The sequence below is a fragment of the Loktanella sp. M215 genome (genome assembly GCF_021735925.1).
In the GTDB taxonomy this organism is placed as follows: domain Bacteria; phylum Pseudomonadota; class Alphaproteobacteria; order Rhodobacterales; family Rhodobacteraceae; genus Loktanella.
Map to the genome: position 1 here is coordinate 2,452,939 of NZ_WMEA01000001.1, position 17,728 is coordinate 2,470,666.

Here is a 17,728-nt window from a genome sequence, read left to right on the forward strand (position 1 = left end):
TCAGGTCTCCGGAGTGAGGGCGTCAGGCCCGAGGGGGGCGGTCAGGGCGGCAATCTGGGCGGCGGGGACATTCCAGTCGCCGTGCTGCCAGTGTGGGGTTCGGTCGCGGTCGATGAGTGCTGCGCGGATCCCTTCGAGGAAATCCGCCTGTTCCATGCTGCGGAAGGTAAAGCGGAATTCCTGGGCAAGGGCGGTGTGGATCGTGGGCGTGTCGCGGACGGCGCGGATGATGTGCAGCGCGCAGGCCATCGACAGGGGGGCGTTGCGGTCCATCAACGCCAGCGCGTGGGCGATGGGGGCGGGCGGCACGGCTTCGGGCTGGCTGCGGATGGTCGCGAGGTCCGGGGCGGCAAAGACCCGGTCGATGTCGCCCTGCCACGCGGCCAGCTTTGACTGCGGCGCGGGCCGTGCGGCCCCCGCGATGGTGTCTGTCTCGCCAGTCGCACAAAGGCTGTCGATCAGCGCGGGCCACTGGTCCTGCGGGACCATGACATCGGCAAAGCCGGCATGGATCGCGTCGCCCGCGTCCATCCGGTCCCCCGTCAGCCCGAGGTATTCCCCCAGCCGTCCCGGCGCGCGGGCCAGAAGGAGGGAGGAGCCGACGTCGGGGACAAGGCCGATGCCACATTCGGGCAATGCGACGCGCGTCGTGTCGCAAACGATGCGGTGGCGGGCGTGGCAGCCGATCCCCACGCCGCCGCCCATGACAAAGCCCTGCATGAACGCGACGATCGGTTTGTCATAGCCTGCGATCATCGCGTTGACGCGGTATTCGTCGCGCCAGAAGCGGCGGCCATAGCCGTAATCGCCGGCGGTGCCGGTCGCATACATCTCGGCGATGTCACCGCCCGCGCAAAACGCCTTTGGTCCGGCGGCGTCGATGATGACCAGCGCCACGGCATCGTCATGGCGCCAGGCGGTCAGGGCATCCTCGATCCGGCGCACCATGTCCCAGGTCAGCGCGTTCAGTGCGCCTGCGCGGGTCAGGGTGATGCGACCGGCGCGGCCTTCGGTGCGGATCGCGATATCGGTCATGCGCCGACCATGTCGCGGGCGACGATCAGGCGCATGATCTCGTTCGTGCCTTCCAGGATCTGGTGGACGCGCAGGTCGCGGACGATCTTCTCGATCCCGTAGTCGGCAAGGTAGCCGTAGCCGCCGTGCAATTGCAGGCATTGGTCTGCGACCTTTGACCCGGTTTCCGTCACCAGTTTTTTCGCCATGGCGCAAAACCGGGTGGCGTCGGGCGCGCCGGTGTCGAGCTTCCATGCGGCCTGCCGCAGGAAGATGCGGGCCGATTGCAGGGCGATCTCCATATCGGCAAGGCGGAATTGCAGCGCCTGAAACTGGTCGATGGATTTGCCGAAGGCCTTGCGGTCGGCCATGTAGGCGCGCGTCTGATCCAAGGCCGATTGCGCGGCCCCCAGCGAGCAGGCGGCGATGTTGAGACGACCGCCGTCAAGGCCCTTCATCGCATATGTGAAACCCTTACCCTCTTCCCCCAGCAGATCATCGGTGGAAATGTTGCAATCGTCCAACTGCACTTGGCGGGTCGGCTGACTGCGCCAGCCCATTTTGTCCTCCAGTCCGCCGAAACTCAGCCCCGCCGCGCCATCCATGACGACGAAGGCGCTGATGCCTTTCGGCCCCACGTCGCCGCTGCGGGCCATGACGATATAGGCGTCAGAATAGCCGCCGCCCGAGATGAAGGCCTTGGTGCCTGTCAGGGCGTAGCCTGCATTCGTGCGCGTGGCCTTGGTCTTCAATGCTGCCGCGTCAGACCCGCTGGCGGGTTCGGTCAGGCAGTAGGACAGAACGGTTTTCATGCTCAGGGCGCCCGGCAGCAGGCGCGCCTTCATCTCCTCCGATCCGAACTGGTCGATCATCCGAGCGCACATGTTGTGGATCGACAGGAACGCCGCGACCGACGGGCAGGCCATCGACAGCGCCTCGAACACCAGTGTGGCATCAAGGCGGGTGAGGGCGGTGCCGCCTGCGTCTTCGGAGACGTAGAGGCCGCCGAACCCAAGCTCCGCCAGTTTTGGCCACAGGTCCTTGGGGATCACGCCGTCCTTTTCCCACTGGCGGGCGAAGGGGGCGATGTGTTCGGCCCCGCAGGCCTGCGCCATGTCGAAGATGGCGGTCTGTTCGTCGCTGAGTGCGAAGTCCATCAGACTCCCCCCTGAATTGAACGCTCGTTCATAAAATCATGGCGGTCCGAGGTGTGATTGTCAAAACGATAAAGCCCGCATCCGAACGGGGGACGGATGCGGGCCACCCGGTCCTCTGGCTGCATTGGGGGCAACCGACACGACGACCGAACTCTGGCGCGGGGCAATGCCCTGCGGCACGTGTTTCGTATGGCAGTCACGTCGCAGGCCGCGCCAAAGTTTCGGGCTGCGACGCAAAATACATCGCAGCCCGAGATTAACGCGCGGTTGTAAACCGCGCGCCATTGGTGTCAGTCCATCGGCTTGAAGTTGAAGGCCGCACCGTCCTTGATGCCCGAGGGCCAGCGCGACGTGACCGTCTTGGTACGGGTGTAGAACTTGAACGCATCGGGGCCGTGCTGGTTCAGGTCACCAAAGACGGATTTCTTCCACCCGCCAAAGGTGTGGTAGGCCAGCGGCACCGGGATCGGTACGTTGATGCCGATCATGCCGACATTGACGCGGGACGCGAAGTCACGCGCGGCATCGCCATCGCGGGTAAAGATCGCGGTGCCGTTGCCCATCTCGTGATCCATCGCCAGACCCAGCGCTTCTTCGTAGTCGTTGGCACGCACGACGGAGAGGACGGGACCGAAGATTTCCTTCTGGTAGATGTCCATGTCCTTGGTCACGCGGTCGAAGAGGTGCGGGCCGACAAAGAAGCCGTCCTCGTAACCCTGCAGGTTGAAATCGCGGCCATCGACGACCAGTTCGGCACCCTGTGCGACACCGGATTCGATCAGTTTCAGGATGTTCGCCTTGGCGGCGGCGGTGACGACGGGGCCGTAGTCCACATCCTTGCCGCCGGTGTAGGGGCCGACCTTCAGCGCGTCGATGCGCGGCTTCAGCTTCTCGATCAGCTTGTTTGCCGTTTCCTCACCGACGGGCACCGCGACGGAAATCGCCATGCAACGTTCGCCAGCAGCCCCGTAGCCCGCGCCGATCAGTGCGTCGGCGGCCTGATCCATGTCCGCGTCGGGCATGATGATCATGTGGTTCTTGGCGCCGCCAAAGCACTGCACGCGCTTGCCGTTGGAACAGCCGCGGCCATAGATGTATTCCGCGATGGGGGTGGAGCCCACGAAGCCGATCGACTGAATCACCGGGTGGTCGAGGATCGCGTCGACCGATTCCTTGTCGCCGTTGACGACCTGGATGATGCCCTTGGGCAGGCCCGCTTCTTCCAGCAGTTCAGCCAGCATCAGGGGGACCGAGGGGTCACGTTCAGACGGCTTCAGGATGAAGGCGTTGCCGCAGACGATCGCGGGGGCGAACATCCACATCGGGATCATGGCGGGAAAGTTGAACGGCGTGATTCCGGCAGAAACGCCAAGGGGTTGGCGCATGGAATACATGTCGATGCCGGGGCCTGCGCCGTCGGTGAACTCGCCTTTCAGCAGCTGCGGTGCGCCGATGCAGTATTCGACGACCTCAAGCCCCCGCTGCACGTCGCCTGCGGCGTCTGGCAAGGTCTTGCCGTGCTCGCGGGACAGCGCCTCGGCCAGCTTGTCCATGTCGCGGTGCAGCAGATCGACGAATTTCATCATCACGCGGGCACGGCGCTGCGGATTGACGGCGGCCCACTTCGGCTGGGCCGCCTCGGCGGCTTTCACGGCCGTATCAAGGTCGGCGGCGTTCGCCAGCGGCACGCGCGCCTGCACTTCGCCCGTGGCGGGGTTATAGACATCGGCAAAGCGGCCGGACGTGCCGGCGACATGCTCACCGTTGATGTAATGGGTCAGGTCTTTCATCGGATCCTCCTTAAGGTTGGCAACATCATAGCCTTGCATTTTTGCGGTCAAAAGCGCCAATATCCCAAAGTTGTTTTGCAAGAATGCAAGGGTGTGCGCGGTGATGAACTGGGACGACATGCGGATCTTTCTCGCGGTGGCGCGGGCCGGCGGGCTGTCCGGGGCGGCGCCGGTGCTGCGCATGGACCCGGCCACGCTGGGCCGCCGCATCGCGCGGCTTGAATCTGCGGTGGGCGCCGCGCTCTTCGTGAAATCACCGCAGGGCTACGCGGTGACCGACCTTGGCGCGCGCATGACAGAGGCGGCGGCGGTCGCGGAAACCGCGCTGACCGCCGCCGCCGACATGGGGCAAAGCCCCAGCAGCGGTCTGGCCGGTCAGATCCGCATCGGCGCGCCGGACGGCTGCGCGAACTTCCTGCTGCCGCAGGTCTGTGCGGCAATCCAGGCCGACAACCCGGAGCTGGAGGTGCAGATCCTCGCCTTGCCGCGCGTCGTAAACCTGTCCCGGCGCGAAGCGGACATGGCCGTCACCGTCAGCCCGCCGGAGGCCGGGCGCCTGACCGTGCAGAAGATCACCGACTACCGTCTGCATCTGGCGCAACACCGCGACTTTGCCGTGCCGGGAACCCTCGCCGATCTGCGGGGGCGTCCGGTCGTGGGCTATATTCCAGACATGATCTTTGATGCGGCCCTCGACTACATGGGCGATCTGGCCACGGACGGCGTGCAGATGGCCAGCAACTCGGTCAGCGTGCAGGTCCAGATGCTGCGGGCGGGGGCAGGGGTCGGCATCGCCCATGACTTCGCACTGCCCTTCGCGCCAGAGGTGCGACGCGTGCTGACGCAGGCCGTGTCGCTGACGCGGTCCTTCTACCTCGTCCGGCACACGGCGGACCGGCAGTCGGACCGCCTGCAACGCTTTGCCGCCGCCCTGACCGAAGGGTTGCGCGCCGAGGTCGCACGGCTGGAATCCTTGACAGATGCCGCGGCGGTCTGAAACGCTGAGAATATGTCATGAGGGAGAAAAGTCATGCTCGTAAAACAGATTCTGGGGTCCAAGGCGTCGCAGGGGATGTTCTGGGTCAAGCCAGAGGCACTGGTGTCAGAGGCGGCGCGGATCATGTCGGAAAACCGGATTGGCACCGTGGTCGTGAGCCAGGATGGCAAGGCCCTGACCGGTATCCTGTCAGAGCGTGACATCGTCCGTCAGATCGGCAAGACCGGTGCCACCTGTCTGGACAGTGCCGTGTCGACCCTCATGACATCGAAAATCACCACCTGCACCGGCGACGACAGCGATGTGCAGGTCATGCAGACCATGACCGACGGCCGGTTCCGCCACCTGCCGGTGATGGAAAACGACGCCATGATCGGCCTGATTTCCATTGGCGACGTGGTCAAGGCACGCCTGTCCGAACTCGCGATGGAGAAGTCGGCCCTTGAAGGGATGATCATGGGGCACTGACCCCGTGAACTGAACTTCTGACGCACGACCCGGTCTTGCGGTCGCGGCGGAAATGCGGTTCTGCTGCGCCTGCGACATAAACTTGCGAGGCCGCCCATGCGTATCGGACTTTATCCCGGCACCTTCGATCCCGTCACTCACGGGCATATCGACATCGTGCGGCGCGCCTGCTCGCTGGTCGACAAGCTGGTGATCGGCGTCGCGATCAACCGCGACAAGGGACCGCTGTTCGATCTGGAAGAACGGGTCGAGATGGTGCGGTCCGAAGTCGTGCCGCTGGGCGAACCGCTGGGGACCGAGATCGTGGTCCATCCGTTCGAGAACCTGCTGATCCACTGTGCCCGCGACGTGGGCGCCGGTGTCATCATCCGCGGTCTGCGCGCGGTCGCCGATTTCGAATATGAATTCCAGATGGTCGGCATGAACCGCAGTCTGGATAACTCGGTCGAGACGGTATTCCTGATGGCGGACGCGAAAAATCAGGCGATCGCGTCGAAACTGGTCAAGGAAATCGCCCGTCTGGGCGGCGACGTGTCCAAGTTCGTCACCCCTGCCGTCGATCAGGCCCTGCGCGAAAAACTGCTCTCGTCGAAGGCCTGAGCGGAACCGCTGTCGTCACCGCGGAGTCTGTCCCGGCCAAGGGAGAGGCTGCACCGATGACAAGACCCGCACAGCCTTTGCCGCGAGAGACGGCGTGCCCATGACGCGTGCAGCGCTCTTGCTGATGATCGGCCTTGTGCTGTGCGGGCAGGGGGCATCAGCGCAGGAGGCGCCCTCGATCCCGCGCCCCGTTGCCAGACCGCAGGCCAGCACACCGCCGCCGGCGGACGCGGCGGCGCCCGATCGTGCTGCGCCACCGGACACCACGGCACCTGAACCCGCACCCGCCATTCGGGACACGCTCGCGGAAACGCCGCCCGCCTTGAAGGCTTGTCTGGCTGACTTGACGGCTCGCGGCACCGTTTTCAGCCGCCCCGTACCCCTGACGGAGCCAGACGACCGCGATTGCGGGATCGTCAATCCGGTCAGCGTGACGGCCTTCGGTGATGTCACAATCGGTGGCGCTGCCCCGATGCGCTGTGATCTGGCGGCGGGACTTGCCGGCTGGCTGGCGGATTTCGTGCAGCCTGCGGCGGCGCGTCTGGGGCATGGCCCGGTGACGGCGCTGGCGCCGGGATCGACCTATGACTGTCGCAGGCGGAACAATCGCCCCGACGGGCTGCTGTCGGAACACGCCTTCGGCAACGCCTTCGACGTCATGTCCTTCACCTTTCAGGATGGCACCACCCTGCCGGTTCTGCCGCGTCAGGACGAGGGCGACCTGGAGGAGGCGTTTCAACGCGCCGTGCGTGGTGCGGCCTGCCTCGATTTCACGACCGTTCTCGGGCCGGGCAGCGATCCGTCACACGCAGAGCATCTGCATCTGGACATCAGAGACAGAAAGGGCGGCTACCGGCTGTGCCAGTAGCCGCCCCGGTGGCGTCGGATGGAACGAGGGGGTCAGCCGTAGACGGCCTGCCACGCGATCTTGGCGGCGTCGTCGCGGTGGATGTTGAGGTCAAGCGCCACATCCAGCGGCATGGATTCGATTTCAGCCTTCGTGCGCGCGTAAACGGCCCGTTTGGCGATGGTCTGGCGAATGGTCTCGATCAGGGTCATGGCGTGCTCCTTTCGGGGGCTTCATGTGCGCTCCTCTTGACCCCAATCTAGCTATGCTGCGGTGCAGCACAACGGACAGTTCCGAAAGGCACCCTTGCGCAGACTGCAAGGCCACCGCCCCATTTACGCCACATTCTGTGCCACGTTGACGAAATCCCACGCGGCTTGTTCCTCGGCCGCATCAAACGTGCGGGCATCGACAGGGATGATATGGTTGAAGAAACTGATCATTCCGCTCGCCCCCTCTGGCGCACCGACGACGGCGTAGCGCGCGATATGGGTCAGGCTGCGCATCTGCGCCTTGATTGCAGAGAGGTTGATGCCGACACCGGCGTCCGAGTCGTCGAAATCCTTGAACCGCAGAAGCACGTTGATCTTGCCCGGCTGGCTGTCGAAGGCGGCATTGAGGATCTGCCCCATCTCGCCCATGCCGGTCGCATCGAGGTTGCCGGTGATGTCGAAGGCATAGACATGGTCGTAATCGGTGGGCAGGGGGACGACGCCGTGGATCGTGGTCATGGGATGGCCTTTCGTTACGCCTTCGCAATCAACGTCAACCGAGACACCGGGGTTCCGGCATGCAAAAGGGCCGCCCCTGACGGACGGCCCCTGCACTGTTGTCAGATTGTGGTGGATCAGATCAGCTTGCCCATGGCCACGGCCACGTCGGACATCCGGTTCGAGAAGCCCCATTCGTTATCGTACCACGTCAGGATGCGGACCATGTTGCCGGACAGCACCTTGGTCTGGTCCATGTGGAACGTGCTTGACGCCGGGTCGTGGTTGAAGTCCGAGGACACCATCGGCAGGTCGGTATAGGCGAGGATGCCTTTCATAGGGCCGTCGGCTGCGGCACGGATCGCGTCGTTGATCTCCTGCACCGTGGTGTCGCGGCTGGATTCGAACGTGAGGTCCACGACTGAGACGTTCGGCGTCGGCACGCGGATCGCCACACCGTCCAGCTTGCCGTCGAGTTCCGGCAGCACCAGACCCACGGCCTTGGCGGCCCCGGTCGAGGTCGGGATCATCGACAGAGCGGCAGCGCGGGCGCGGTAGAGGTCCTTGTGCATCGTGTCCAGCGTCGGCTGGTCGCCGGTATAGCTGTGGATCGTCGTCATGAAGCCCTTGGTGATGCCGACCGCGTCGTTCAACACCTTGGCCACGGGCGACAGGCAGTTCGTCGTGCAGGACGCGTTGGAGACGATGATGTCATCCTTCGTCAGCGTCTCGTGGTTGACGCCGTAGACGATGGTCGCGTCTGCATTGGTGCCGGGGGCGGAAATCAGCACCCGCTTGGACCCGTTTTCAAGGTGCGCCTGGCAGGCGTCCTTGGAGGTGAAGATACCGGTGCATTCCATCACGATGTCCACGTCGCCCCAGGGCAGGTCGGCGGGGTTGCGCATGGCGGTCACGCGGATCGGGCCGCGACCGGCATCAATGGTGTCCGTCGTCGTGGTCACGGTGCCCGGAAAGCGGCCGTGCACCGAATCGAACCGCAGCAAATGAGCGTTGGTTTCCACCGGGCCCAGATCGTTGATCGCCACGACCTCGATATCCGTGCGGCCGGATTCGATGATCGCGCGCAGCACGTTGCGCCCGATGCGCCCGAATCCGTTGATTGCGACTTTGACGGCCATGGTGACTACCTCATTGCTGGTTGACGCGGCAGGTCCGCCGCTTTGCGGCGAACATTGCGAATTTGCGCCAAAGGTCAAGGGCGTTGCATCACCGCCAGAAGGCGACCCACTGCAGAAGATCGTAGAATTGTCGTGCCAGAAACAGCGGCGCGCCAAGGTGCAGGACGAAGTGGTCCAGCGCAAAGAACGCGGCGATGAAGATCACAAGACCGATGGCAAGGGCGTTCGTCATGGGGGCTGTTTAATCGCTCGGACCAGCGCTGCCTAGCCATCAAAGCAGCCCCGCAGGGTTGCGGTGCGGGCCGGTTGGCCTAGGTTGCATCGGAATGATTTGGAAGGAACGAACATGAGCGGTTTGCTGGCCCTGCTGGACGACGTGGCAGCGATTGCCAAGGTGGCGGCGGCCAGCGTGGACGACGTGATCGGGCAGTCGGCCAAGGCGGGTGCCAAGGCGGCGGGTGCCGTCATCGACGATGCCGCCGTCAGCCCGAAATACGTCCAAGGCTTCGCCCCCGCCCGCGAGCTGCCCATCGTGTGGAAGATCGCGCGGGGATCGTTCTTCAACAAGCTGGTGATCCTGCTGCCGATCGCCCTGCTGCTGTCCGCCTTTGCGCCATGGGCGATCCCGCCGCTTCTGATGCTGGGCGGCGCCTACCTGTGTTTCGAGGGGGCAGAGAAGATCCTCCACGCCTTTCAGCACAAGCAGGCCCATTCCAAGGCAACCGGCGACCCCGCCCATCTGGAAGAACAGAAGGTCAAGGGCGCGATCAAGACCGACTTCATCCTGAGCGCCGAGATCATGACGATCTCTCTGGCCGCGATCACCGCGCCCAGCATCTGGCTGCAGGCGGCGGTGCTGGCCATCGTCGGCATCGGCATCACGGTCGTCGTCTACGGCGCCGTGGCGCTGATCGTGAAGGCGGACGACTTGGGGCTGATGATGGCGAACAAGGGTCGGCTGGGCATCACGCGGGCGCTGGGACATGGTATCGTCAAGTGGATGCCAACGTTCCTTTTCGTGCTGACATGGGTCGGCACCGCCGCGATGCTGTGGGTCGGCGGTCAGATCATCGTGCACGGATTGGGCCAGTTGGGCTGGCACGCGCCAGAAGAGGTCGTGCACGGCTGGGCAGTTGCCGTCGCGCACAACGTGTCGGACGCCTACGTCGCTGCCGTGGAATGGATCGTGACCGCCGCCTGTGATGGCGTGCTGGGCCTTGTCCTGGGCCTGCTGATCATCCCGCTGGTGAACTTCGTCATCGCGCCGCTCTACCGTGTCGTGCGGCCCGCATGACCAATCTGGCGCTTTTGCTCGCTCGCCTTCTGATCGGCGCCCTGCTGGTGGGCGGGGCGGTGCAGAAGACGCTCAGCCCCGGTGATGCGGGTGCGCTGCTGGTCGGTCTGGGGCTGCCCTATGCATTGGTCTGGCCTGCACTTGTCTATGATGCTGTGGCGGGGCTTGCCTTGTGGGCGGGTGTCGCCGTCCGGCCCGTGGCCGTCACGGCGGCGGCCTATTGCGCGGTGACCAGCTTCTTTCACCTGAACGTCTTTCTGACCACGGGCGATCCGTGGCAGATGACCATCTTCGTCAAGAACTGGGCCATCGCCGGCGGTTGTCTGGCCCTGGCCGTGGCGGGGTCAGGGCGCTGGGCCGTCAGACCCGATGCGTGACACCATCCGCGCCCTTTACGAAGGCGACAGCGACGCTGCCGTCTGGTTCCGCTATACCCTGCTGGCCTTCGACCTGCTGACGCTGGCCTATGTGATCGCCACATCCTTCATCGCGCATACCGACTGGCTGCTGTGGTGCGATCTGGCCTTCGGCGTCGTCATCCTGCTGGATTTCGCCGTCCGCGCCTGGCTGGAGCCCAACTGGAAGCAGGCCCTGACCCGGCTGTCCACATGGGCGGACATCGTGGCGGTGCTCAGCTTCCTTGGGCCGCTGCTGGTCAACGGTCTGGGCTTTTTGCGCGTGTTGCGCACCCTGCGCCTGCTGAAAAGCTACGAGACGCTGCACCGCCTGCGGTCCGATTTCGACTACTTCCGCCGGAACGAGGACGTGTTCCTTGCCGTCATCAACCTCGGCGTCTTCGTCTTCGTGATGACCGGCCTGATCTATGCCAGTCAGGTGCGGGTGAACGACAAGGTCGGAAATTACGCCGATGCCTTCTATTTCACCATGTCGACCCTGACCACGACGGGCTTTGGCGACATCGTGGCCGTGGGACTGTGGGGACGGCTGCTGTCGGTCTTCGTGATGATCTTCGGCGTCACACTCTTTCTGCAACTGGCCCAGGTGCTGTTCCGGCCCTACAAGGTCCGTTTTGAGTGTCCGAACTGCGGCCTTCTTAAACACGACCGGGACGCGGTGCATTGCAAGCATTGCGGCGATGTCGTGCATATCGAATACGACGGCGCAGTGTGACGGGCATAGGCCGTCGCGATCACAGGTCTTGGATGCATGGCGTCGCGGGGCGCAGGTGATCGTGCCGGACACTGCAAGCCCCTGTTGCCGCCTTTGCAACTAAAAGCGCATTGCTTCACCCCAACTGCCCCTTGATCGCCCTGCAGAGCCGAAACCTCCCCACATTCATCGATGAAATCCATCAGCGTTGTGTCAAATGACCGTCATCTTTTGAAAGGGGACACGGGGGGACCAAGGACCAGACCGGCGATCGCCAGACCGCCGACATCACGCGATGGCGAGGCTCGCGATAACGGCTTCGGATGATGCTGGCTGGCCATCATCAAAACGCTTCGTTTCAGCCGTGCGAGGCCGTCAGCGAGGGGGCCTTCACGGCCCCCTCTGCGGTTATCAGAGCAGATCTTTGGCCGCCTGCACGACATGTGCAGCCGTGATGCCGAACTTTTCGAACAGAACCTCTGCCGGGGCGGAGGCGCCGAAGCCGTCCATCCCGACGAAAGCCGCCTTCTTGGCGTTGCCGCGCTCGCCCATCAGGATCATGTCCCAGGACTGGCGCACACCGGCCTCGACCGCGACGCGGACGGGGCCAGCGGGCAGGACCTTGCGGCGCGTGGCCTCGTCCTGCGCCATGAACAGCTCCATGCAGGGCATGGACACGACGCGGGTGCCAATACCTTCGGCCTGCAGTGTCGCGCGGGCGGCCATGGCCAGTTCGACCTCTGACCCGGTTGCGATCAGGATGACCTGACGCTTGCCCTCCGCATCCGCCAACACGTAGCCACCCTGCGCCGTCATGTTCTTGTTGGTGTGCGTGGTGCGCACCGTCGGCAGGTTCTGCCGCGACAGCGCCAAAACCGACGGCGTCTTGGTCGATGTCAGCGCGAGTTCCCAGGCCTCTGCCGTCTCGACCGTGTCGGCGGGGCGGAATACGTGGGTGTTGGGCGTCGCGCGCAGCATCGACAGATGCTCGACCGGCTGGTGCGTCGGGCCGTCCTCGCCCAGACCGATGGAATCGTGGGTCATGACGTAGACCGTCGGCACGCCCATCAGGGCGGACAGGCGCATCGCACCACGGGCATAGTCGGTAAAGCACATGAAGGTGCCGCCGTAGGGGCGTGCGCCGCCATGCAGCGCCATGCCGTTCATCGCCGCGGCCATGCCGTGTTCGCGGATGCCGTAGTGGATGTAGCGGCCGCTGCGGTTGTCGGGGCTGAACACGCCCATGTCGGGCGTCTTGGTGTTGTTCGATCCCGTCAGGTCGGCCGATCCGCCGATGGTTTCCGGCATGATCGGGTTGATCACCTCCAGCACGTTCTCGCTCGACTTGCGGGTCGCGACAGAGGGCGCGGATTCGCTGGCCTGCTTCTTGAAGGCGCGGATCGTGGCGGACAGCTTCTTGGGCGCTTCCAGATCATGGGCGCGATTGAATTCCGCCTGCTTGGCGGCTGACAGTTTGGCAAAACGGTCCTGCCATGCGGCATGGGCCGCGCGGCCGCGCTCTGCCGTCGCCTCCCACTGGGACTTGATCTCGGCGGGGACGTCGAAGGGGCCGCTGGTCCAGCCGTAGGCCTCTTTCGCGGCCGCCATCTGCTTGGCGTCGGTCAGCGCACCGTGACCCTTGGAGGTGTCCTGGGCCGCGTGACCCAGCGCGATATGCGTCTTGCAGGCGATCATCGAGGGGCGCGGATCGGCCTTGGCGGCGGTGATCGCGGCGTCGATCTCGTCCGGGTTGTGGCCGTCGATGGACTGTACATGCCAGCCAGAGGCGGCAAAGCGCGCGGGCTGGTCGGTGATGTCGGCCATGCCGACATGGCCGTCGATGGTGATGTCGTTGTTGTCGAAGAAGACGATCAGATGCGACAGCTGCTGCATGCCGGCCAGACCGATCGCCTCTTGGCTGACACCTTCCATCAGGCAGCCGTCACCGGCCATGACATAGGTGTGGTGGTTGACGATCTTGTCGCCCCAGACCGCTCGCTGGATCTCCTCGGCGATGGCAAAGCCGACGGAATTGCTGATCCCCTGACCCAGCGGGCCTGTCGTGACTTCGATCCCGCGGCCATGGCCATATTCCGGGTGGCCTGCCGTGCGATAGCCCCACTGGCGGAAGTTCTTGATCTGGTCGAGGTCGAAATCCTCGTACCCGGTCAGGTGCAGCAGGGAATACAGCAGCATCGACCCGTGGCCCGCCGACAGGATGAACCGGTCGCGGTCGGGCCAGTTGGGGGCTGCAGGGTCAAAGTTCAGGTGGTTTGTGAACAGCACCGTGGCCACGTCCGCCATGCCCATCGGCATGCCGGAATGGCCAGAGTTCGCGGCGGCGACGGCGTCCAGCGTCAGGGCGCGGATCGCGGCGGCTTTCATCCAGTGGTCGGGGTGCGCTGTGCGCAGGGCGGCGAGATCCATGGGCTCTGGTCCTGTTCTATGGCAAAAAATGCGTTGCACGCGTCATAGCAGGGCGGGGACCAAGATCAAGCGTGGCGGGTCGTTTGTGCGTGCCGGATGGATCGCTTAACCTTTGCGGCAGAGCACGATTCGCGCAAACATGCGCGAAGGTTGGGGACAGGGACAGGCGCATGGAAGACATCAAGGCCTTGGAGACGCGCATCGTCATCGCGCTGGACCGGATCAGGGCGGGACTGACCGGGTTGGGCGACACCGCGGCGATGGCCGACCTGCAGGCGGACCTGGACCGCGAGCGTGCCGCCCGCGCCGGGTTGCAGGACCGTGTGGCGCGGTTGCAGACGCAGCAGGAAGGCCGGATTGCCGAACTGGAATCGCGCTGCGGCGCGCAGGCCGACCAGATCTCTGACCTGGATGCGGACCTGCAGCAATTGCGCCAGTCCAACGCCGATCTGGACGCCGAACTGCAGCAGTTGCGCGGCTCGAACGCCGATCTGACCGAAGTCTGCGCCCGGTTGCGGGCTGCTGCCACGCAAGGCACGGCCGACCCCGAACTGATCAACCGCGCGCTGATGGCCGAAGTCGAGGGCCTGACGGCGCAACGCGCCGCCGAGGCGAGCGAGGTCGCGGCGATCCTGTCCGACCTGAAACCGCTTCTGCAACGAGAGGGCTGAGCCATGCCACAGGTGGAAATCACGATCGGTGGACGCAGCTTCGAGGTTGCCTGCCAGGAGGGCGAGGAGCAATACCTGACCTCTGCCGCGCGGATGCTGGATGCAGAGGCGGCGCATCTGTCCGCCCAGATCGGGCGCATGCCAGAGGCGCGGATGCTGCTGATGGCGGGCCTGATGCTGGCCGACCGTACCGCAGGGCTGGAAGACCAGCTGCGCGAAAGCGAGCTGGAGCTGAACGGCTTGCGCGCGCAGATCGAGGAAGCCGCAAGCCGCCCCGCCCAGCGGATCGAGGTGCCGGTGATCCCGCGCGAAATCCACGACAGCATGGCCGAGATTGCCGCCCGCGCCGAGGCGCTGGCGGATCAGGTGGACGCGCAGGCCTGACGACAAGCTGCGTTCCAGCAAGACGAGACCAACATGATGAAATCTGTGACCGGTGCGGCCTGTGCCATCCTCTGGGTGGGCAGCGCCATGGCGGGCGTCACATCGACGCCGCGCTACACTTGCGAACGGGGTGTCGAGATCCCGGCCGTGTATATCAACGTCGAGGACGGCAGCGAACCAGGTGTCGTCGTGCTGATGGTCGAAGGCCGGATGATCAACCTCGAAGCGACCGATGAGGCCGCCTCCGGTGTTCGCTACCGGTTCCCGAACGACGGATCAGGCTACGTCTGGTGGACCCACCAAGGCGAGGCGACGCTCAGCTGGTTCGACGCCGAGGTGAAAGAGGAAGTGACGCTATACGCCTTCTGCAAGGAGTCGTGACCCATCCTTCAGGGCTGGGCTGCGACCCGGCCCTGCGCTGGCATCCGGGCGGGGTATCATGCCGCTGATGCCTCGGGCCACTGTCGGTGGCCTGCGCGCGGTGCTGATCCGAAAGAGCAAAGCGCCGGGCGGCGCATGTCTGATTTGATCCTGCGTTGACCGATGACTGCGGGGCAGCGAAAGGCCGCTTTGCCTAGACGTCGCAGGTGCGCCAGCCTGTGGTGGCCGTCTCTGCGACGGCCAAAAGACGCGCCCGGTCGGCACCGTCCCGCGCCAGAACGGACATGCCCTGCGTGACGGCAAGGGTCAGGTCCGCCAGCGTGTCCGGCCGCGTGTCTGACGGCATCAGCCCTTTGACAATATCCACCTCGATCCGGCGCATGATGATGTCACGCACCGCGCGGCGTTCGGCGGCGACGGCGGCGCGGACCGCCGCCGCCTCTGGCGATCCCGTTGCGGCCGCACTGGCCAACAGGCAGCCGGGCGGTGTCGCGTCACCGGTATAGAGCATCGCCGCGCCGCGCAGCATCGCTGCGACAGCCTCGCGCGCGGTCGGCGCGTCGGCCATCGTCTTCTCCAGCGTCACACGATCTCCCGCGTAGCGGTGCATCGCCTCCAGAAAAAGCTGCTGCTTGTTGCCGAACGCCGCGTAAAGGCTGGGCGCCGTAACCCCCATGGCCGCCGTCAGATCAGAGATCGACGTCGTCTCGTACCCGCTTTTCCAGAACGCGAGCATCGCCTTTTCCAGCACATCCTCCCGGTCGAACGACAAGGGGCGGCCCGTCTTGCGTGGTTGAGGTGCGGCTGCTTTCATAATGACCGATATTAAAGTCATTGACTTGGTTTCGCAACGGGCAGATATCTTTCATATCGTTCATTATGAAACATTGGAAATCTCATGACCCTCACGCGCTACCGTGCCCTTGGCCGATCCGGTCTGGTCGTCAGCCCCCTGTGCCTTGGCACCATGACCTTCGGACCCGGCGACTGGGGCGTGGAAGAGGCAGAGGCCCGCGCGATCTTTGAGGCCTACCGCGACGCGGGGGGCAATTTCGTAGACACCGCGGATATCTACGCCGGTGGTGTCAGCGAGGAATTCGTCGGCAAGTTCATCAAGCAGACCGGCACGCGCGACGATATCGTGCTGGCCACGAAGTTCGGCTTCAACGGCTCGCGCAGTCCTCTGGCCGACCATCCATCACGCGCTGGCAACCCGCACGCCGGCGGGGCGGGGGCCAAGAACATCCACCGCGCGCTGGATGCCTCGCTCAAGCGGCTTGGGACCGATTACATCGACCTTTACTGGATGCATATCTGGGACGGTGTCACGCCGGTCGAGGAGATCGTCCAGACGCTTGGCGATCTGGTGCGGGCCGGCAAGATCAGGCACTATGCGTTTTCGGACATGCCCGCCTGGCTGGCGATGAAGGCTGCGACCATCGCATCAGAACGCCGGGTGCCGGGACCGATCGCCCTGCAGGTCGAATACTCGCTCGTCGCCCGCGACGTGGAGGCCGAGCATTTTGCCGCTGCGCGCGAAGGCGGCATGGGCGTCATGCCATGGAGCCCGCTGGCCGGCGGCTTTCTGACGGGGAAATACAAGCGCGACAATACCGCGACCACCGGCAGGCTCAGCGGTCCCAACCCCTTTGGCGACAGCAAGTTCAGCGACCGCAACTGGGACATTCTCGCTGTCGTGAACGCGACGGCGGCCGAACAGGGACGCACACCCGCACAGATCGCGCTGGCTTGGGTCATGGCGCAACGGGGGGTAACCTCCACGCTGGTCGGCGCACGCAGCGTTGCGCAGTTGACCGGCAATATCGCGGCAACGGATGTGACGCTGACCGGCGCGCAGATGGACAGACTTCATCAGGTCTCGGCACTGGAGGGCGGATTTTCTGCCAGCCTGACGGCGCCGATGATCCGGCGCATGGTCTATGGTGGCCACGATGTTATGGGATGGGGCGAATAGCGCCAGTCGTTACCGGGGCGCATCCTCCGCCGGATCAGAAAGCAAAATCATCGCTCTGGGGTGCGGTCCGTCGTGTCGGCGCAGCAGTCATCGCGACTTGATAGGGGGGGGATGTTTCTGCGGCACTGGCGTCTGGCCGGCCAGCGCCAAGCCACGGACGCAACGCGAGACGGTTCACTGACCTTACGCTTGAGACCGCAGGACGCGCGGCAGCGAAGACGTAAAACAGAAGCCTGCCAGCTTTTCAACTGACAGGCTTCAATGCTTTCTTTTTCACCGCATGCCGTGGCTCCCGCCCTGCGCACCGGCGTTTTTGCTGGCGTCATCGTCACGACGGGCGTGACAATGACCCGTCAGCCGTTCGCTTCGCGGATCTTGTCGGCGGCGGCCTGATCGAAGGCGATGCCCTTGTCGGACAGCAGCGTGTCAAGCTCGCCGGACAGCGTCATCTCGGTGATGATGTCGCAGCCGCCGACGAATTCGCCCTTGACGTAAAGCTGCGGGATCGTGGGCCAGTCGGAGTAATCCTTGATCCCCTGGCGGATCTGGTCGTCGGCCAGCACGTTCACATCGGTATAGTCGATGCCCATGAAGTTCAGCACGCCTGCGACGCGGGACGAGAAGCCGCACTGCGGCATGGTCTTGGTGCCTTTCATGAACAGCACCACGTCATGGCTGGTCACGGTCTGCTTGATCTGGTCGGAGGCGGTCATTCTGGGATCCTTTCGGGAGCGGCCGGCCAGTGGCGGGCCCAAATGTTCTGC

The 17,728-nt window shown here is 64.6% G+C and carries 21 protein-coding genes; 11 read left to right on the forward strand and 10 right to left on the reverse strand.

Annotation, left to right across the window (positions count from 1 at the left end; all coding sequences use genetic code 11):
* The 3 genes from GLR48_RS12005 to GLR48_RS12015 all read right to left on the reverse strand — a co-directional run bounded on the left by GLR48_RS12005 (position 1) and on the right by GLR48_RS12015 (position 3,961).
* Entirely contained in the window at positions 1-1,035 is a 1,035-nt protein-coding gene (locus GLR48_RS12005) for an enoyl-CoA hydratase/isomerase family protein (RefSeq protein ID WP_237061711.1), read from the reverse strand.
* Complete coding sequence (locus GLR48_RS12010) at positions 1,032-2,171, reverse strand: acyl-CoA dehydrogenase family protein (protein WP_237061713.1); 1,140 nt, start codon at positions 2,169-2,171, stop codon at positions 1,032-1,034. The genes GLR48_RS12005 and GLR48_RS12010 overlap by 4 nt, the downstream gene beginning before the upstream one ends.
* Positions 2,172-2,461: 290 nt before the next feature.
* Positions 2,462-3,961, reverse strand: a complete 1,500-nt coding sequence (locus GLR48_RS12015) for a CoA-acylating methylmalonate-semialdehyde dehydrogenase (protein ID WP_237061716.1) — start codon at positions 3,959-3,961, stop codon at positions 2,462-2,464.
* A gap of 103 nt (positions 3,962-4,064) precedes the next feature.
* Here GLR48_RS12015 and GLR48_RS12020 point away from each other — a divergent pair, with 103 nt between their 5' ends.
* From GLR48_RS12020 to GLR48_RS12035, 4 genes are all read left to right on the forward strand, one after another.
* Positions 4,065-4,958 carry a LysR family transcriptional regulator gene (locus GLR48_RS12020; protein ID WP_272911402.1) on the forward strand — a complete coding sequence of 298 codons (894 nt, stop codon included), beginning with the start codon at positions 4,065-4,067 and terminating at the stop codon, positions 4,956-4,958.
* A gap of 33 nt (positions 4,959-4,991) precedes the next feature.
* A complete protein-coding gene (locus tag GLR48_RS12025; protein ID WP_237061720.1) occupies positions 4,992-5,426 on the forward strand; it encodes a CBS domain-containing protein in 435 nt (144 codons plus the stop codon).
* 96 nt (positions 5,427-5,522) lie between these two features.
* Complete coding sequence (coaD, locus tag GLR48_RS12030; RefSeq protein ID WP_237061722.1) at positions 5,523-6,026, forward strand: pantetheine-phosphate adenylyltransferase; 504 nt, start codon at positions 5,523-5,525, stop codon at positions 6,024-6,026.
* A gap of 100 nt (positions 6,027-6,126) precedes the next feature.
* Positions 6,127-6,894: an extensin-like domain-containing protein gene (locus tag GLR48_RS12035; RefSeq protein ID WP_237061725.1), complete on the forward strand. Its 768-nt coding sequence runs from the start codon at positions 6,127-6,129 to the stop codon at positions 6,892-6,894.
* 32 nt (positions 6,895-6,926) lie between these two features.
* Here GLR48_RS12035 and GLR48_RS12040 read toward each other — a convergent pair whose 3' ends face one another.
* From GLR48_RS12040 to GLR48_RS12055, 4 genes are all read right to left on the reverse strand, one after another.
* Positions 6,927-7,085, reverse strand: coding sequence for a hypothetical protein (locus tag GLR48_RS12040; protein WP_237061726.1), 159 nt, complete (start codon positions 7,083-7,085; stop codon positions 6,927-6,929).
* Positions 7,086-7,208: 123 nt separating this feature from the next.
* Positions 7,209-7,604, reverse strand: coding sequence for an STAS/SEC14 domain-containing protein (locus tag GLR48_RS12045; RefSeq protein ID WP_237061728.1), 396 nt, complete (start codon positions 7,602-7,604; stop codon positions 7,209-7,211).
* A 116-nt stretch (positions 7,605-7,720) separates the two neighbouring features.
* Positions 7,721-8,722, reverse strand: coding sequence for a type I glyceraldehyde-3-phosphate dehydrogenase (gene gap / locus GLR48_RS12050; protein WP_237061730.1), 1,002 nt, complete (start codon positions 8,720-8,722; stop codon positions 7,721-7,723).
* Between the two features lie 88 nt (positions 8,723-8,810).
* Positions 8,811-8,954 carry a hypothetical protein gene (locus tag GLR48_RS12055; RefSeq protein ID WP_237061732.1) on the reverse strand — a complete coding sequence of 48 codons (144 nt, stop codon included), beginning with the start codon at positions 8,952-8,954 and terminating at the stop codon, positions 8,811-8,813.
* A 114-nt stretch (positions 8,955-9,068) separates the two neighbouring features.
* Here GLR48_RS12055 and GLR48_RS12060 point away from each other — a divergent pair, with 114 nt between their 5' ends.
* The 3 genes from GLR48_RS12060 to GLR48_RS12070 are packed head-to-tail and all read left to right on the forward strand — an operon-like array spanning position 9,069 to position 11,147.
* Positions 9,069-10,016, forward strand: a complete 948-nt coding sequence (locus tag GLR48_RS12060) for a DUF808 domain-containing protein (protein ID WP_237061734.1) — start codon at positions 9,069-9,071, stop codon at positions 10,014-10,016.
* Positions 10,013-10,393, forward strand: coding sequence for a DoxX family membrane protein (locus GLR48_RS12065; RefSeq protein ID WP_237061736.1), 381 nt, complete (start codon positions 10,013-10,015; stop codon positions 10,391-10,393). The genes GLR48_RS12060 and GLR48_RS12065 overlap by 4 nt, the downstream gene beginning before the upstream one ends.
* Positions 10,386-11,147, forward strand: coding sequence for a potassium channel family protein (locus GLR48_RS12070; RefSeq protein ID WP_237061739.1), 762 nt, complete (start codon positions 10,386-10,388; stop codon positions 11,145-11,147). Before GLR48_RS12065 ends, GLR48_RS12070 begins: the two co-directional genes overlap by 8 nt.
* A 390-nt stretch (positions 11,148-11,537) precedes the next feature.
* Here the strand turns inward: GLR48_RS12070 and tkt are convergent, their stop codons facing one another.
* A complete protein-coding gene (gene tkt, locus GLR48_RS12075) occupies positions 11,538-13,553 on the reverse strand; it encodes a transketolase (RefSeq protein ID WP_237061741.1) in 2,016 nt (671 codons plus the stop codon).
* A gap of 170 nt (positions 13,554-13,723) precedes the next feature.
* Here tkt and GLR48_RS12080 point away from each other — a divergent pair, with 170 nt between their 5' ends.
* Genes GLR48_RS12080 through GLR48_RS12090 form a run of 3 tightly spaced genes read left to right on the forward strand, consistent with a single transcriptional unit; the run spans position 13,724 to position 14,989 of the window.
* Positions 13,724-14,224, forward strand: coding sequence for a hypothetical protein (locus tag GLR48_RS12080; RefSeq protein WP_237061743.1), 501 nt, complete (start codon positions 13,724-13,726; stop codon positions 14,222-14,224).
* A 3-nt stretch (positions 14,225-14,227) separates the two neighbouring features.
* Complete coding sequence (locus tag GLR48_RS12085; RefSeq protein ID WP_237061745.1) at positions 14,228-14,608, forward strand: cell division protein ZapA; 381 nt, start codon at positions 14,228-14,230, stop codon at positions 14,606-14,608.
* Positions 14,609-14,644: 36 nt separating this feature from the next.
* Positions 14,645-14,989, forward strand: a complete 345-nt coding sequence (locus tag GLR48_RS12090; protein ID WP_237061749.1) for an MliC family protein — start codon at positions 14,645-14,647, stop codon at positions 14,987-14,989.
* Between the two features lie 193 nt (positions 14,990-15,182).
* On the opposite strand, the gene GLR48_RS12095 is transcribed toward GLR48_RS12090, so the two are convergent.
* Positions 15,183-15,761: a TetR/AcrR family transcriptional regulator gene (locus GLR48_RS12095; RefSeq protein WP_237061751.1), complete on the reverse strand. Its 579-nt coding sequence runs from the start codon at positions 15,759-15,761 to the stop codon at positions 15,183-15,185.
* 126 nt (positions 15,762-15,887) lie between these two features.
* Here GLR48_RS12095 and GLR48_RS12100 point away from each other — a divergent pair, with 126 nt between their 5' ends.
* The gene (locus GLR48_RS12100) at positions 15,888-16,964 is read left to right on the forward strand and encodes an aldo/keto reductase (RefSeq protein WP_237061753.1); all 1,077 of its coding nucleotides are present in this window, start codon (positions 15,888-15,890) and stop codon (positions 16,962-16,964) included.
* A gap of 353 nt (positions 16,965-17,317) precedes the next feature.
* On the opposite strand, the gene grxD is transcribed toward GLR48_RS12100, so the two are convergent.
* Positions 17,318-17,677 (reverse strand): Grx4 family monothiol glutaredoxin, encoded by a 360-nt coding sequence (grxD, locus tag GLR48_RS12105; protein ID WP_237061755.1) that lies wholly within the window; start codon positions 17,675-17,677, stop codon positions 17,318-17,320.
* Between the last annotated feature and the right edge of the window lie 51 nt (positions 17,678-17,728).